Annotated in this window: 14 protein-coding genes; 6 read left to right on the top strand and 8 right to left on the bottom strand. The window is 71.5% G+C overall.

Annotation, left to right across the window (positions count from 1 at the left end; all coding sequences use genetic code 11):
• Position 1: 1 nt before the first annotated feature.
• From EXE57_RS14815 to cysC, 3 genes are read right to left on the bottom strand one after another with little or no spacing between them, the layout of a single operon-like run.
• The gene (locus tag EXE57_RS14815; RefSeq protein ID WP_135078791.1) at positions 2-1015 is read right to left on the bottom strand and encodes a sulfite exporter TauE/SafE family protein; all 1014 of its coding nucleotides are present in this window, start codon (positions 1013-1015) and stop codon (positions 2-4) included.
• Entirely contained in the window at positions 1012-1551 is a 540-nt protein-coding gene (locus EXE57_RS20240; RefSeq protein ID WP_135078793.1) for an arsenate reductase/protein-tyrosine-phosphatase family protein, read from the bottom strand. The genes EXE57_RS14815 and EXE57_RS20240 overlap by 4 nt, the downstream gene beginning before the upstream one ends.
• Positions 1548-2759 (bottom strand): adenylyl-sulfate kinase, encoded by a 1212-nt coding sequence (gene cysC, locus EXE57_RS14825; RefSeq protein ID WP_244246856.1) that lies wholly within the window; start codon positions 2757-2759, stop codon positions 1548-1550. Before cysC ends, EXE57_RS20240 begins: the two co-directional genes overlap by 4 nt.
• A gap of 52 nt (positions 2760-2811) precedes the next feature.
• Here cysC and EXE57_RS14830 point away from each other — a divergent pair, with 52 nt between their 5' ends.
• The 6 genes from EXE57_RS14830 to EXE57_RS14855 all read left to right on the top strand — a co-directional run bounded on the left by EXE57_RS14830 (position 2812) and on the right by EXE57_RS14855 (position 7900).
• The gene (locus tag EXE57_RS14830; RefSeq protein WP_135078797.1) at positions 2812-3177 is read left to right on the top strand and encodes a phosphomannose isomerase type II C-terminal cupin domain; all 366 of its coding nucleotides are present in this window, start codon (positions 2812-2814) and stop codon (positions 3175-3177) included.
• Positions 3177-4148, top strand: coding sequence for an asparaginase (locus tag EXE57_RS14835; RefSeq protein WP_244247095.1), 972 nt, complete (start codon positions 3177-3179; stop codon positions 4146-4148). The genes EXE57_RS14830 and EXE57_RS14835 overlap by 1 nt, the downstream gene beginning before the upstream one ends.
• Positions 4149-4335: 187 nt before the next feature.
• Entirely contained in the window at positions 4336-4716 is a 381-nt protein-coding gene (locus EXE57_RS14840; RefSeq protein WP_135078799.1) for a helix-turn-helix domain-containing protein, read from the top strand.
• Between the two features lie 7 nt (positions 4717-4723).
• Positions 4724-5386 carry a hypothetical protein gene (locus tag EXE57_RS14845; protein WP_135078801.1) on the top strand — a complete coding sequence of 221 codons (663 nt, stop codon included), beginning with the start codon at positions 4724-4726 and terminating at the stop codon, positions 5384-5386.
• 133 nt (positions 5387-5519) lie between these two features.
• The gene (locus EXE57_RS14850) at positions 5520-5810 is read left to right on the top strand and encodes a DUF2516 family protein (protein WP_208542868.1); all 291 of its coding nucleotides are present in this window, start codon (positions 5520-5522) and stop codon (positions 5808-5810) included.
• A gap of 41 nt (positions 5811-5851) precedes the next feature.
• The gene (locus EXE57_RS14855; protein ID WP_135078805.1) at positions 5852-7900 is read left to right on the top strand and encodes a glycosyltransferase family protein; all 2049 of its coding nucleotides are present in this window, start codon (positions 5852-5854) and stop codon (positions 7898-7900) included.
• Here EXE57_RS14855 and EXE57_RS14860 read toward each other — a convergent pair.
• From EXE57_RS14860 to rfbB, 5 genes are all read right to left on the bottom strand, one after another.
• Positions 7870-8667 carry a class I SAM-dependent methyltransferase gene (locus EXE57_RS14860; protein ID WP_135078807.1) on the bottom strand — a complete coding sequence of 266 codons (798 nt, stop codon included), beginning with the start codon at positions 8665-8667 and terminating at the stop codon, positions 7870-7872. The genes EXE57_RS14855 and EXE57_RS14860 overlap by 31 nt on opposite strands.
• Positions 8664-10568: a DUF4012 domain-containing protein gene (locus EXE57_RS14865; RefSeq protein ID WP_135078809.1), complete on the bottom strand. Its 1905-nt coding sequence runs from the start codon at positions 10566-10568 to the stop codon at positions 8664-8666. The genes EXE57_RS14860 and EXE57_RS14865 overlap by 4 nt, the downstream gene beginning before the upstream one ends.
• Before the next feature lie 117 nt (positions 10569-10685).
• Positions 10686-12140, bottom strand: coding sequence for a sugar transferase (locus tag EXE57_RS14870; protein WP_135078811.1), 1455 nt, complete (start codon positions 12138-12140; stop codon positions 10686-10688).
• 141 nt (positions 12141-12281) lie between these two features.
• Positions 12282-13673 carry a sugar nucleotide-binding protein gene (locus EXE57_RS14875; RefSeq protein ID WP_135078813.1) on the bottom strand — a complete coding sequence of 464 codons (1392 nt, stop codon included), beginning with the start codon at positions 13671-13673 and terminating at the stop codon, positions 12282-12284.
• Positions 13670-14668, bottom strand: a complete 999-nt coding sequence (rfbB, locus tag EXE57_RS14880; RefSeq protein WP_135078815.1) for a dTDP-glucose 4,6-dehydratase — start codon at positions 14666-14668, stop codon at positions 13670-13672. The genes EXE57_RS14875 and rfbB overlap by 4 nt, the downstream gene beginning before the upstream one ends.
• Positions 14669-14674 lie beyond the last annotated feature (6 nt).

Genomic DNA, 14674 nt, shown 5'->3' on the forward strand with positions numbered 1-14674 from the left:
CTCAGCTGCCGCCGCGCTTCATCCCGATGATGCCCGGCTTGTAGTCGGGGTCCTCGAGCTCCGCGACCGTCGGGGAGCCGAACATCGGCAGCCCCTGGGTCCGCCGGATGATGCCCCAGACCAGCGGGACCAGCACGATCATCGCGAGGCCCACGCCGACGATCGCCATCGGCGAGGTCTCGTCCTCGCCGGCGCCGAGCGGGGCCCAGCCGGCCTTGTCGAGCAGCGCGACCCCGGACATCGTCAGCACCACCACGATGCCGCGCCGGATCAGCGACTGCGGCACCCGCGGGGCGAGCCGGGCGCCGAGGATCGTGCCCGGGACGGAGCCGATCAGGAGCGGGATCAGCACGCCCCAGTCGAGGCCGTGGAGGGCGATGTTGGAGATCGCGGCCGCGAGGACGAGCGGCACGGCCTGCACCAGGTCGGTGCCGACCAGCTTGGCCGCGGAGAGGCCGGGATAGAGCATCAGCAGCGAGATCATGATGACCGAGCCGGAGCCGACGCTGGTGATGCCGACGAGCAGGCCGCCGAGGGCGCCGACGAGCAGCGTCGGGATCGGCCGGATCCTCGGGTCGCTGGTCGAGTGGTGGCCGGCGCGGACCCGGCGCAGGTTGATCCACAGGCGGAGGGCGTACGTCAGCGCGGCGAAGAGCAGCGCGAAGCCGATGCAGAGCTTGAGGACGCGGTCGAGCTCCTCGGAGTCGCCGCCGGCGAACCAGTTGACGAGGTACGGGCCCAGCAGCGCAGTCGGGACCGAGCCGATGATCAGCCACTTGGCGAGCTGCATGTTGGGGGTGCCCTCGCGGTGGTGCACCACCGCGCCGCCCGTCTTGTAGACGGCGGCGGCCGTCAGGTCGGCCGTGACCACGGTGGCGGCCTCGCCGACCCCGAGGAAGATCAGGGCAGGCGTCATCAGCGCGCCGCCGCCCATGCCCGTCAGCCCGACCACGATGCCGACGAGGAACCCCGCCACCAGGATGGCGAAGAAGGTGCCGGTGACCAGTTCGATCATGCGCTGATCCTCCCCGATGTGGTGAGTGCCGGGACCACGACGCGCAGCAGCGCCTCGATCCGGTCGCCGCAGGCGGTCGCCCGTTCCGGTCCGCGGCGATAGGGGTCGTCGACGTCGAGCGACGCCGACGCGGGGGGTCGCCGGGTACCGACGAGCTCGACGAGCGCGCGCCCGGTGGTGCCGTCGGCGTCCGGGACGGCCGAGGCGAACTGGCCCAGGGTGAAGACCTTGCGGAACGCCCCCGGCTGCTGGTCGAGGATCAGCCTGCGGTGGGCGACCTCCGCGGTCAGCACCAGGTCGGCGGTGTCCACGAGGTCGGCCGTCAGCGGTCGGCTCCGGAAGGAGTCGTGGGCCACGCCCCTGCGGGTGAGGCCGACCGTCATGGCCGGGTCCATCGGGTGGTCGGGCAGCCCGTGCGTGCCCGCGCTCGAGACCTCGAGGCCGCCGTCGGCGAGCTCCCGGGCCAGCAGCTCCATGAAGGGGGAGCGGCAGATGTTGGCGGTGCAGACGAAGAGGACGTGCAGCGGCTCGGTCATCCGGGGCCACCTGCCAGGTCGAGGTGACCCGAGGCGCGCAGGCCCTCGATGACGTCGTCGAGGGCGTCCTCGATGGTGCGGCCGGTGGTGTCGACCACGACCGCGGCGTCGTCGGGCTCCTCGTAGGGGGAGGAGATGCCGGTGAACTCGGGGATCTCGCCGCGGCGGGCCTTGGCGTAGAGACCCTTGCGGTCGCGCCGCTCGCACTCCTCGAGCGGGGTCGCGACATGGACCAGGAAGAAGGCGCCGCCGGCCTCCTCGACCATCTCGCGCACCTGGGCGCGGGTCTCGGCGAACGGGGCGATCGGGCTGCAGACCGCGAGCCCGCCGTGACGGGAGATCTCGGCCGCGACCCAGCCGATCCGCCGGATGTTGGTCTCGCGGTCGGCCTTGGAGAAGGTCAGCCCTGCGGAGAGGTGGCGACGCACGACGTCGCCGTCGAGGCTGGTCACGCTGCGCTCTCCCTGCTCGAGGATGCGGTCCATGAGCGCGCGGGCCAGCGTCGACTTCCCGCTGCCGGAGAGGCCGGTGAAGAAGAGGACGAGCCCCTGGTCCTCCGGCGCCGGCTGGTCGGCCTCGACGATCGCGGCGACGTCGTCGGGCCACGCGTCGTCGGACGCGGGCTCGGGCAGGGCGTGGACCGGGTCGCCGTCTGCGTACGTCGCCACGACCTGGACGCCGAGGGCGTGGTCGGCCTCGGCGTCACCGTGGGAGGCCAGCGGGACCGCGACCACCTCGGCACCGATCCGCGAGGCGGCGGCGAGCGTGGCGCGGATCGTCGCGACGGGGGACAGGGCGGGGGTGCCGGTGCCGACGAGGGCCAGCAGCACGGTCCGGCCGCCCAGCGAGGCGAGCTCGTCGAGCTGGGTCGTGGTGAGCGCGTCCGTGACGGGGACGAACGTGGCGCCGGCGTACTGCTCCCGCACCTGCGCGGGAGTGAGGTAGAGCCGGCGGAAGGGGCCGTACTGGTGGTGGGTCAGCGGCTCGACCGCACCCGTCGCGGTCGTCACGCGCGCCAGCGGGAGGCCCTCGGGGTCGACCAGCTCCACGACCTCCGTGTCGGCCAGGCCGTCCGGCAGCGACAGCGTGACGGGGCTGCCGTCGTGGCCGAAACCGACGAGCGGCGCGAGGGCGCCCGTGGTGAGCAGCTCCAGGTCGTCGAGCTCACGGGGCGTGGGGCAGTGCTGCGGGAGAGGCTGGTTCGGCACGCATGCATCCTGCCACCGAAGCGGCTGGTGGTGACTGGCTAGGGTGCACGCCATGTCAGCGGATGAGCAGGTCCGAGCCGATCGACCCTGGGGTTCGTGGCAGGTCCTGGACTCCGGAGACGGCTTCAAGGTCAAGCGGATCGAGGTGCAGCCGGGCCACCGGCTGTCCTACCAGACCCACAGCCGTCGCTCGGAGCACTGGGTCGTCGTCGCCGGTACGGCGACCTGCCTCCTCGACGGCGAGGTCGTCGTGGCGCGGACCGGCCAGCACGTCGTGGTCGGTGAGGGCGTCGCGCACCGCGTCAGCAACGACCACGGGGAGCTGCTGGTGATCGTGGAGACCCAGCTGGGCGCCTACACCGAGGAGGACGACATCGTGCGGCTCGAGGACGACTACGACAGGTGTGAGACGCCGTGATGATGCCTGCGGTCGCCGAGATCGTGCGGTCCGGCTTCGTCGAGGGCCACCACTACGGCTCGATCGTCGCCCTGGACTCAGCCGGCGGGGTCGAGTGGGCCGTCGGTGACGTGGCTGCGCCGGTGCTGCCGCGGTCGTGCAACAAGCCCGTGCAGGCGCTCGGCATGGTCCGCGCTGGTCTGGACCTCCCGGACCGGCTGCTCGCCCTTGCCTGCGCCTCCCACTCGGGGGAGGACTTCCACGTCGAGGGCGCCCGCGAGATCCTCGCCGGTGCCGGGCTCGACGAGTCGGCGCTGCAGACACCGCCCGACTATCCGCTCGACGACGCGGCCCGCGAGGCCGTGGTCCGGGCCGGTGGTGGGAAGGCGCCGGTGCTGATGAACTGCTCCGGCAAGCACGCCGCCATGCTCGCGACCTGCGTCGCCAACGGGTGGGACACCGCCACCTACCGGCAGCCCGACCACCCGCTGCAGCTCGCCATCGCCGACACCTTCGCCTCGATGACCGGCGAGCCGGTCGCGGCCGTCGCCGTCGACGGCTGCGGGGCGCCGTTGCTCTCGACCTCGCTGACCGGCCTGGCCCGCGCCTTCCGTCGGCTGGCCCTCGGCCTCGACGGGCAGGACCGCCCCGACCCGGCCGCCGCCCGGGTCGCGGGGGCGATCCGTGAGTTCCCGGCGTACGTCTCCGGGAGCCGGCGCGACGAGCGCGAGCTCCTCACGGCGATCCCCGGCGCGATCGGCAAGGCGGGGGCGGAGTCCTGCTACGCCGTCGCCCTGCCCGACGGTCGCTCCTTCGCGCTCAAGACCGACGACGGCGCCGCGCGCGTGCGGCCGGTGCTGATGGCGGCTGCCCTCGAGCGCAGCGGGGTCCTCGACGACCCGGCCGTCGACGCCGAGGCCGTACGCCGGACCGGGCGCTTCGCGCTGCTCGGTGGGGGCGAGCCGGTGGGGGAGATCCGGGCGAGCTTCTGAGGGTGGGGGCTCCTGGGGGCTCTCCCCGGCCGGCCGGGGAAACCCGGGATGTGTGCCCTTGGCAAGGGGCACGAACCCGGCAGCTCGCGGACGAACCCCAGCCCGACGGCCCCTGGGAGAGGCCCTGTGAACAGCATCACGCTTGCTGTGTTTGCATTTTGCTAGCTGGAGTTAGCACTATGGGGACATGGCCAAGGGCAAGGTCGGGAAGACCGTGGGTTCCCTCGGGGACTACCTCAAGGAGCAGCGACAGGCGTCGCGGCTCTCGCTGCGCCAGCTCGCCGAGCAGGCCGGCGTCTCCAACCCCTACCTGAGCCAGATCGAGCGTGGTCTGCGCAAGCCCTCGGCCGAGGTGCTGCAACAGATCGCCAAGGCGCTGCGGATCTCCGCCGAGCAGCTCTACATCCGGGCCGGCATCGTCAGCCCCGAAGAGGTGCCCGGCGCCCCCGAGCGGTCCGTGGAGCTCGCGATCCTGAACGACCCCCACCTGAACGAGCGCCAGAAGCAGTCCCTGCTGGACGTCTACGCGTCCTTCCTGGCTCTCAACACCACCACCGAGAAGGAGTGAGCTGGCCATGGCCACGTTCAACATCAAGTCCGAGGCGACCAAGCCCCTCTACGCCGGCGTCGGCGTCACCGACCTCGCCGTCGAGGCGATCCGCGACTACGTCGCCGAGGCGCAGAAGCGCCTCGCCGGCGTCCAGAAGAACGTCCGCTCCGTCGAGCTCGAGCCCAAGGCGCTGCGCGACCAGGCCGTGACCCGCGTCAACGCGCGCGTCGACGCCCTCGCCAAGGACGCCAAGGCCCGCCGTACGTCGATCGAGAAGCGCGTCGCCGAGCTCCAGGGCGAGGCCAAGGCGCTGCCGACCCGCGTGCAGGCCCTGGTCGACGAGAACGTCGCCACCGTCAACAGCGCCTACGGCGACCTCGTCACCCGCGGCGAGGGCCTCGTGACCCGGATCCGTCGCCAGGAGTCCACCCGGGCGACCGCCACCGCGGCCAAGACCACCACCGCCAAGGCCAAGACCACCAAGACCCAGGCCACCAAGGCGACCACGTCTACCGCGAAGAAGGCCACCAGCACCGCCAAGAAGTCGGCCGCCACCACCAAGAAGACGGCCGCCAAGAAGAGCGCGCCTGCCAAGAGCAGCGCCAAGGCGACCGCGACCGCGGCCAAGACCACCGCGTCGAACGCCACCCAGGCCGTCACCGAGGCCGCCGAGAAGGTCGGCGACTGAAGAGACCAGGCACCTGATGTTGGACAGCTGACGCTGTTCTGAGCATCGACGAGGCCCCCGGGGACGGTTCCCCGGGGGCCTCGCCGTGTCCCGTCCCCGGGTCATGGCTGCCGTCACCGCGTACCCTGTGGTGGTGCCGCACGTATTCCAGATCGAGTCCACGATCATGCTGGTCCTGAGCCTTGCCCTGCTCGCGGTGAAGATCTTCGCCCTGGTCACCTCCCTGATGTTCACGCCCGAGCACTACCGCGCGGCCGACAAGCTGACCAAGCCGACGTGGGTGGCGATCCTCGGGCTCGGGGTCGTCGCCAACCTGCTGCTGAGCGGGTCGCCGATGAACCTGATCAACCTGGCGGCCACGATCGCGGCCCTGGTCTACCTGGCCGACGTCCGCCCCGCGCTGAACTCGCTCACGCGCCGCTGACCCGCCGCCCGGCTCCCCCCGCCGCCACGAGATCGGAACCCATGTCGCGTCTGCGCCGCCTCCTGCTCCGGAGGACCGCCAGCACCGATCATGCCGAGCCCGGGCTCCGTCGCGCTGAGCGGTGGCGGGACTCCGGCCTGGTCGACCTGCCGTTCTACGCCGCCCTCCGCGGGCGCGCGTTCGCGTCACCCCTCGACGCGGCCCGCGACTTCGTCGACCACGGGATGGCGGAGCGGCTGAGCAGCCACCCGCTCCTCGACTTCCACAGCCTGCCCGCCGAGGTCAGGCGCGCGTGGCGGCGTGGCCGCGTGGACGAGGTGCTCCAGGCACTCGCGGACGAGCACGGCCGGCCGCGGCTGGTCGGTCCGTTGGCCGGGTCCGCCGACCCGGCCGCTGCCCGGGCGCAGGCTCTCGACCTCGCCCGGGCGCTCGGCGCCACCCAGGTCTCCGACCTCCCGGTGATCGACTGGCACGAGGCAGGGGCGCAGCCACGCGTTCCCGGCCGTACGTCGGTGGTCGTGGTCGCTGCCGAGGTCCAGGCGACGCGACGGGCCGTGGAGAGCATCCTCGAGGACGGCCGGGACGAGCTGGAGGTAGTCGTGGTGGAGCCCGGGCTGCCGGCCCATGCCGCCCTCGGCCTGCACGCGTCGTTCCACGACCGGGACGGTGTCTCGCTGTTCCGGGTGGCGCAGCCGGCCGGCGAGGCGGCAGCCGCCGACCTGGGTCTCGTACGCACCACCGGGGACGTGGTCGTCCTGCTCGACCCCCACGTCGTCGTGCGGCGCGGGTGGCTCGGCCCGCTCCGCGACGCGCTGGCGGACCCGGACGTCGCGGGCGTGCAACCCCTGGTGCTGCGGCCCGACGACTCCATCCACTCCGCAGGACTGCTCACGCCGTCGCACGACGCTCCCGTGCACCTGCTGGCCGGGCACCCCAAGGAGGACGCGCTGCGACTCCACGACCGGGCGCTCCCGGCGACCTGCGGTGTGGCCATGGCCGTCCGGGCCGACGACCTCGTGGCACTCCGGGGGTGGTCGGCTGACGACCCTCTCGGCGAGCGGCTGCTGAGGATGCGCCCGGGGGGCTTCCGACTGGTACCGACCTCCCTGGTCACCTGGCACCGCGCCCCGGACCCGGACCAGCAGGAGGGCACCGCTCCCGACCGCGGGGTCGGTGAGGGTCTCCGGTGGTCGCTGAAGCTGCCGTCCGGCCCCGGGCGCCGCGGCGACCTCTGGGGCGACACCTACTTCGCGGACGCGCTGGCGACGGCGCTGCGTGACCTCGGACAGGAGGTCGTCACCCGTCGTCGGGGCGCCCACGAGTCGGGTCCCACCCACCTCGACGACGTCTCGGTGGCGCTGCGCGGCCTGTTCCCGATCCCGCCCACGCCGGGGCAGGTCAACGTGCTGTGGGTGATCAGCCACCCCGACGACGTCGACCCCGAGGAGCTCGAGGGCTACGACGTCGTGTGCGCGGCGTCGGACGCGTGGAGCGCCGAGCTGTCCTCACGCACCGGACGCGAGGTCGTCCCGCTGCTGCAGGCCACGGAGTTCGTGCCCCCGGCCGAGGCGGCGGCCGGCGACCGGGGCACGGCCGAGGTGGTGTTCGTGGGCAACGCGCGCGCCGACCGGGACCGCCCCCTGGTGCGGAAGGCGGTCGAGGCCGGGGTCCCGCTCGCGGTCTACGGCCGAGGTTGGGAGGACCTCCCGGACGGTGTGTGGCGCGCCGAGCACGTCGACAACGCCGAGCTCGCCGGGCTCTACCAGCGGCACGGGATCGTGCTGGCCGACCACTGGCCGGACATGGCGCGCCACGGGTTCATCGCCAACCGGGTCTTCGACGCCCTGGCCTCGGGTGCCCGGGTGATCTGTGACGAGGTCGCCGGCGTGAACGACGTGTTCGACCCGCGGGACGTCGTGGTGGCGAGGACGGCCGACGACGTGGCCCGCGCGGTCGACGAGCTGGCCCGTACGGTGCCGGACCCCGCGGTTCCCCGTCCGTCGTTGACCTTCTCCGACCGCGCACGGACCCTGCTGGCCCTCGTGACCGCGACCCTGGATCAGCGCTCGGCTGCGGAGGCGCGACCGTAGCGCTTGCGCAGCACGGATCGCTTGTTGCTGCCCTCGAGGTTCTCGCCCTTCTCCAGCACGACGAGGTTGTGGTAGCAGTGCACCGCCCGGACGTGGGTGTCGGTGTAGGTCGCCGTGTAGTCCGGGTCGAGGAACTCCTCGTGGTTGAGGCCGTCGACGAGGCGCTTGACCAGGCCCATCGTGGTGTCCGGGGAGTCGCGGTCCTCGCTGCCGCCGAACTCCGGCCAGTACGACGTCTGGGTGTCCTCGATCGCATAGATCGCACCTGAGGGGAGCAGCGGGAAGAGGACGTCGAACGTGGCCTTGACGTGCTCGGGCCGGTGGCTGCCGTCGTCGATCACGACGCGGGGCACGCCGAAGCGCTCGACGATCGACTCCAGGACGGCCGGGTCGGACTGGTCGCCCTGCACGGTGGTCATGCGCGGCCGGTCGACGAACGACTTGTCCTCGATGTCGAGCCCGACGACCTGAGCCTGCCGGAAGTAGCGACGCCACATGCGCAGCGAGCCACCGCCCTGCCCGGAGCGGGCGTAGCCGCCGACGCCGATCTCGAGCAGCACGAACTCCTCGTCCCGCAGGTGCGCGAGGTGGCGCTCGTAGTGGGGCGTGTAGAAGTGGAGCCCCCACTTGTCGGTGCCCGTCCGGCGCGCGATCTCGGTGAGGTCGGGGCGCACGGGGTCCGTCCCGCCGCGCAGCCGCGCCCACGTGTCGTCGCTGAGGTGCGGCTTGACGTGGCGGACCGCGAGGCCCTTCAACCTCTCGATCATCGGGTCGACTCCGTCGCCGCGATCGGGATCTCCCACGTCTGGGTCGCCTCGAGGGCGCCGGTCGTGAACGAGAGCGTCCGTCCCCGGGCCGACCAGCCCTCCGGAAGAGTCGTGGCTCGGTACCCCCTCGGGATGTGGACCCTGACCTCCACGGTCTGCGGGTCCACCGTCCCCTGGGGGTCGATGGCCAGCCGGTACACCAGGTTCCCGGCCTCGTCCACCGTGGCTGCGTCCGGAACCGTGTAGTCCATCGACGCCTCGCCGTACGTCGCGGGGTCCAGCTCCATGCGAGCCACGGCGTACGAGTGCTGGTAATGGGACCGCACCCTCGGCTCCCAGCTCTCTCCGCGCAACGTCGCCTGGTCCATCGAGATGCCTGCGGGCAGGAACGCAGCCACGTTGATGACGGCGTACCGGGTGAAGTAGCCGAACCGGGGATCGGGAACCGGGAGTGCGTACGGCGGGGTGGCGTTGTCCACGACGACGTCCAGCTGGTTGGTCGCCGCACCCTCCTTGCCCAGGGTCACGTCGAGGCTCAGCCGGCGACGCTGGAAGTAGTCGACCTTGCTGCCGTTGATGTTCTGCGTGAACACCCCGACGTAGTCGCCCTCGACGTCGGCCAGGTCGCCGTCGAGACCCAACGTCGTGATGCCCTCCTGGACCGCCTCGTCACGGAAGTACATGGCGAAGTGCCGACCGTCGGCCGCGGCGCCCAGGGCGCGGGCCTTGGTGAGGTAGTCGCCACCGCTGAACATGGCGTCCTTGAACGCAGGGATCAAGGGGTCGTTGAGGCTGTCCTGGGCATTGGGGTCCGGGTAGTACTGGTCGTAGCTCCCGATCAGGGTCTCGACCAGGTTGCTCTGGGTGACCTCGCCGTAGCCGGGCACCTCGATGCCGCCGACGACGCCGAGCAGCTTGGACAGCGCCACCACGTCGAGGGCGATGACCCCGTCGTGACGCTTGTCGTGGGTCTCCCGCCACGCGCGCAGGAGCTCCTCGCCGGAGACCGACCACCCCGGAGCGAAGGTGGAGTTCGCCACGCGCGTCTTCCCGAGGTGGAAGTTGTTGCGGCTCACCTTGCGCCACGAGGCCTCGGTCTGCAGCCCGGGGTCGTTGGCCACGGTGCGGGACTCGCCGAGCTCGAGGCTTCCCTCGTCGAAGAAGAGGGGTGAGAAGGCGAGGGCGGCGCCGCCGGAGTAGCGCAGCTCGGCGGGGTTGAGCATCGCGACCAGGTAGCTCCGCTCACCCTCGAACCCGAGGAAGGCCGGCAGCTGATCGAGCGTCGGCTCGAGACCCTCGTAGGTGTCGAGCATCGGGGTCACCTGGGCGGCGGCCTCGTCGCGACGGGCCGCGATCGTGGTGCCGACGACCGGTGAGGTGCCGCGTACGTCGTCGAGCTCCGCCTCTGCTGAGCGCAGGTGGTCAGCGATCCGCCGCGTCCCCTCGAGCACCTCGTCCAGCGTCGCCTCGTCGACCTGGTCGTCGCGGAAGAGCGTCGCCTGCTTCCCCGACACCTTCGGGGACAGGTCGACGCCGATCTCTGCAACGGCGGTGGCGTCGTCGAGGGCCTGCACGAGGTGGCGCGCGTCGGCGACCGGCGTCCCGAGGAACGGGATGACGCTCCACACGTCCCCGCCGAGGCCCTGGATGTCGCCCTGGGCGGCGTCGACGTGTTCTCGCGCGTCGGCGACCGCGTCCCGCGACGCCCGCAGGTCTCCGCTCTGCAGGGCGGACACGGCGGTGTCGAGGTCCTCCTTGGCTGCCTCGGCCTCACCGGGAACACCGAGGAACGGCAGCGCGAGCACCCCGAGCACCACGATCAGGAGGAAGAGCCCGGCGAGCGCGCCGATGATGCGCCGACGACGCGACCGAGGGGCCTTGCGGGTGGGGCGTGGTGACATGTCTGCGGTGTCCAGGGATGGGGGGCGGGCCGCCGGGGAGGCGGCCCGGCGTGGATCGGCGCCACGATAGCCGGGCTTGCCAGACCGGGCGTGATCGGCGGTGAGAGGGGAGGAGGGTCAGTAGGCGCCGTCGCTCCCCACCACGGCACGGACGGTCTTGAACAGGATCGAGACGTCCTGCAGCATCGACCAGTTGTCGACGTAGTAGACGTCGAGGCGGATCGCCTCGTCCCAGGAGAGGTTGGACCGTCCGGAGACCTGCCAGAGGCCGGTCATCCCCGGACGCACGCGCAGGCGACGCGAGGCGACCGGGTCGTACGTCGCCACCTCGCTGGGGAGCGGTGGCCGGGGACCGACGAGACTCATCTCGCCGCGGACGACGTTCCACAGCTGGGGCAGCTCGTCGATGGAGTAGCGGCGCAACAGGCGACCCGGGCCCGTGATCCGGGGGTCGTCGCTCATCTTGAACAGGCCGTGGGTGTGCTGCTGCTGCTCGTGGAGCGCGCGAAGCCGGTCCTCGGCGTCGACGACCATGGTGCGGAACTTGAGACAGTCGAAGATCTCGCCGTCCCTGCCGACGCGCTGCTGCTTGAACAGGGCGGGGCCACGGTCGTGCAGGCGGACGCGAACGGCGGTGACGACCATCAGGGGCAGCAAGAGGGCCAGGATGGACAGGGCGCCGACCACGTCGAAGGCACGCTTGGCCCAGCTCAGTGCCGCGGCGGTACGAGGCTTGCTGACGTGGATCAGCGGCAGCCCGCCGACGGGCCGGATGCGGAGCCTCTCCCTCGCGATGTCGGTCATGCTCGGCGCCACGACGACGTGGATGTCCTGGTTCTCCAGGGCCCACATCGTGCGCCGCATCCCGGCCGACGAGGTGATGCCGCCACCGGTGAGGAGCACGACGTCCGCGTTCAGCCGCGGAGCGAGGTCGGTCACCTCGTCGACGTTGCCGAGGACCGGTACCCCGGCCGCCGTCTCGATGTCGACCTCGGTGGCCGGGGTGAGCGCACCCATGACCTCGTAACCCAGCCAGGTCTCGCGCTGGAGCACCCGGGCGATGTCGTCGGTCGACGCCGTCGTGCCGACCAGCAGGGCCCGGCTCCGCAGGTGGCCCTGCTGGCGGGCGCGGTGCACCGCCCTCCGCAGCATGAACCGACCGATGAGGAGGGCTGCGGTTCCCACGACGAGGGTGAGCACGAAGAAGCCACGGGACAAGGGATAGTGAGCGAGGTAGCAGCCGATGCCGAGGAGGGCTGCGGCTGATGCCGAGGCCTCCGCGACCCGCTTGTACTCGTCGACTCCCGCGCCGAAGACGTCCTGGACGTAGCCACCCCGCATCGCGATCAGGGTGATCCAGCAGGCGCCGATCAGCGTGCCGACCCAGGTGAGGTTGGAGACCGTGGCGGCCTCGTCGAGGAGGAAGCCGGTCCTCCGCAGCTGTGCTGCACCGAACACGGAGATGCTGATGATCGCGAGGTCGAGGGCCAGCGCCGTCATCGGCAACGCCGAGAGCACCCGATGCACACCCGAGGTACGGCCGACGCGTAGCGCGTCCGTCGTCACAGTCATCCGAGAAGGCTCCCCATGTCGCCCGGCTTCGTCCCGAGTCCCCACTGGACCAGACCAACGAGTTCTATCGCGGAACGTTACGTTGCCGAGGGCAAACAACCGAATCTGTGAGGAACGCGACACGGGGTGTCGCGAGCGGGGCTAGCCGGTCGCCGCGTGCTCCAGGTAGTCGGCCAGCGCGGCGGTGGCCTCGGTGGAGGAGAACCCGGTGTCCCGGAGCCTGTCGAGGCTCAGCACGCTGCAGCCGGGGCGACGCGCGAGCGCCTTTCCTGCCGCGTACTCCGCGCTCGTGACCTCGCCGACGTCCGCGCCGTCCCGACCGCAGAGGCGGAAGACCGCACGCGCGATCTCCGCCCAGGACATCGGCGGACCGGAGTTGGTGCAGTTGTAGGTGCCGTAGGGAGCGCCGGTCTCCACCAGGTGTCGGGTGGCGCGGGAGAGCTCGGTCGTGAACGTGAGACGGCCGACCTGGTCGCAGACGACGCTGGGCGAGACCCCCGCTCTGGCCAGCGAAGCCATCGTGCGGACGAAGTTCCTCCCCTCGCCGACGACCCAGGACGTCCTGATGACGTAGTGGGCAGCGACGCTCGCCACCGCCAGGTCACCGGCCGCCTTGCTCTGCCCGTAGACGCCGAGGGGTGAGAGTCCTTCGGACTCGGCGTGCTCGGAGGCCGTTCCGTCGAACACGTAGTCGCTGGAGTAGTGGACCAGCGTGAACCGGTGCTGCCGAGCCAGCAGGGCCAGCTGGGCGGGCGCGTGCGCATTGATGGCCCAGGCGAGGACACGTCCGGCGTCGCTCTCGGCCTCGTCGACCGCGGTGTAGCCGGCGGCGTTGAGCACCAGGCCGTACTCGTGCCACGGCCACGAGGCCAGGGCGGCCGGGTCCGTGATGTCGAGCTCCTCCCGGTCGGCACAGTCGGCCTGGGGGAACTCGGCCCGCAGGCCGCGACCGAGCTGCCCGTGAGCGCCGACGATCAACGTCCGTCGCGGCCTCATGGGCGTGACCTCGGTCAGCAGGGGGTTCGTCCGGTCCTTCTCGGAGATGTCGGCCTCGTCGAGCGGGATCGGCCAGGGGATGCCCGCGTCGGGGTCTCCCAGGTGCAGCGCCGGATAGGGCTGGTCGGGCCGCCAGTGGTCGTTCACGAGGTAGCTGTAGACCGTGCCGTCCTCGAGCGCCTGGTAGGAGTTGCCGATCCCGCGAGGCACGAACACCGCGGTGTCGGGGCCGAGCTCGCAGTGGAAGGTTCTCCCGAACGAGGGTCCTTCACGCAGGTCGACCCATGCCGCGAAAACCCGACCGCTGGCGACGGACACGAACTTGTCCCACGGCTCCGCGTGGACGCCTCGGGTGGTGCCCCTGCGGGCGTTGAAGGACATGTTGTTCTGCACGGGACCGAAGTCGGGGACCCCGAGCGCCGTCATCTTCTCGCGCTGCCAGTTCTCCTTGAACCAGCCGCGGGAGTCCTCGTGGACGGGCAGGTGGACGACCACCAGGCCGGGGACCGGGGTCTCGTCGAGGCGCAGCTCCATCACTGGCCCCGGGCGGCGTAGGACGCCTCCGTGGCGCGCTTGTGGGGTTGCCACCACTCGGCGTGCTTCTCGTACCACTCGATGGTGCGGGCCAACCCGGTCGCGAAGTCCCCGAATCGGGGGTGCCAGCCCAGCTCGTCCCGGAGCTTGCTGGAGTCGATCGCGTAGCGCAGGTCGTGGCCGGCGCGGTCGGTCACGTGGTCGAAGTCGTCCGCCGGCCGGCCGAAGTGGGTGAGGATCATCTGGACGACCTCGAGGTTGTTGCGCTCGCCGTCGGCGCCGATGAGGTACGTCTCACCGATCCGGCCGTGGTTGAGGATCGTCCAGACCGCGGAGGAGTGGTCGTCGGCATGGATCCAGTCGCGCACGTTGAGCCCGGCGCCGTACAGCTTGGGGCGCCCGCCGTCGATGATGTTCGTGATCTGGCGCGGGATGAACTTCTCGACGTGCTGCCAGGGGCCGTAGTTGTTGGAGCAGTTGGAGATGGTCGCCTGCACCCCGAAGCTGCGCACCCAGGCGCGCACGAGATGGTCCGAGCCGGCCTTGGAGGCGGAGTAGGGACTGCTCGGGTTGTACGGGGTCGACTCGGTGAAGCGCTCTGGGTCGTCGAGCTCGAGATCGCCGTAGACCTCGTCCGTGGACACGTGGTGGAGCCGTGTCCCCGCCCTGCGGACGGCCTCGAGGAGCGTGAAGGTCCCGACCAGGTTGGTCTGGATGAAGGGGCTGGGGTCAGCGAGCGAGTTGTCGTTGTGGGACTCCGCGGCGTAGTGGACGACGGCGTCGTGCTCACCCACGAGGCGCTCGACGAGGTCGGCGTCGACGACGTCCCCCACCACCAGCTCGACGCGGTCGCGCGGCAGCTCCGCCAGTGACGCCTCGCTGGCGGCGTAGGTCAGCTTGTCCAGCACCGTCACGGCGACGTCGGTGTGCTCGACGAGGTGGTGGACGAAGTTGGAGCCGATGAAGCCGGCGCCGCCTGTCACGAGGAGTCGATCCATGCGGCA

The sequence above is a fragment of the Nocardioides euryhalodurans genome, from assembly GCF_004564375.1.
GTDB classification, from domain to species: Bacteria; Actinomycetota; Actinomycetes; order Propionibacteriales; family Nocardioidaceae; genus Nocardioides; species Nocardioides euryhalodurans.

Coding starts and splice junctions, on each gene's coding strand:
- EXE57_RS14815 (WP_135078791.1), bottom strand. CDS start 1,015: ATGATCGAACTGGTCACCGGCACCTTCTTCGCCATCCTGGTGGCGGGG.
- EXE57_RS20240 (WP_135078793.1), bottom strand. CDS start 1,551: ATGACCGAGCCGCTGCACGTCCTCTTCGTCTGCACCGCCAACATCTGC.
- EXE57_RS14830 (WP_135078797.1), top strand. CDS start 2,812: ATGTCAGCGGATGAGCAGGTCCGAGCCGATCGACCCTGGGGTTCGTGG.
- EXE57_RS14835 (WP_244247095.1), top strand. CDS start 3,177: ATGATGCCTGCGGTCGCCGAGATCGTGCGGTCCGGCTTCGTCGAGGGC.
- EXE57_RS14840 (WP_135078799.1), top strand. CDS start 4,336: ATGGCCAAGGGCAAGGTCGGGAAGACCGTGGGTTCCCTCGGGGACTAC.
- EXE57_RS14845 (WP_135078801.1), top strand. CDS start 4,724: ATGGCCACGTTCAACATCAAGTCCGAGGCGACCAAGCCCCTCTACGCC.
- EXE57_RS14855 (WP_135078805.1), top strand. CDS start 5,852: ATGTCGCGTCTGCGCCGCCTCCTGCTCCGGAGGACCGCCAGCACCGAT.
- EXE57_RS14860 (WP_135078807.1), bottom strand. CDS start 8,667: ATGATCGAGAGGTTGAAGGGCCTCGCGGTCCGCCACGTCAAGCCGCAC.
- EXE57_RS14865 (WP_135078809.1), bottom strand. CDS start 10,568: ATGTCACCACGCCCCACCCGCAAGGCCCCTCGGTCGCGTCGTCGGCGC.
- EXE57_RS14870 (WP_135078811.1), bottom strand. CDS start 12,140: ATGACTGTGACGACGGACGCGCTACGCGTCGGCCGTACCTCGGGTGTG.
- rfbB (WP_135078815.1), bottom strand. CDS start 14,668: ATGGATCGACTCCTCGTGACAGGCGGCGCCGGCTTCATCGGCTCCAAC.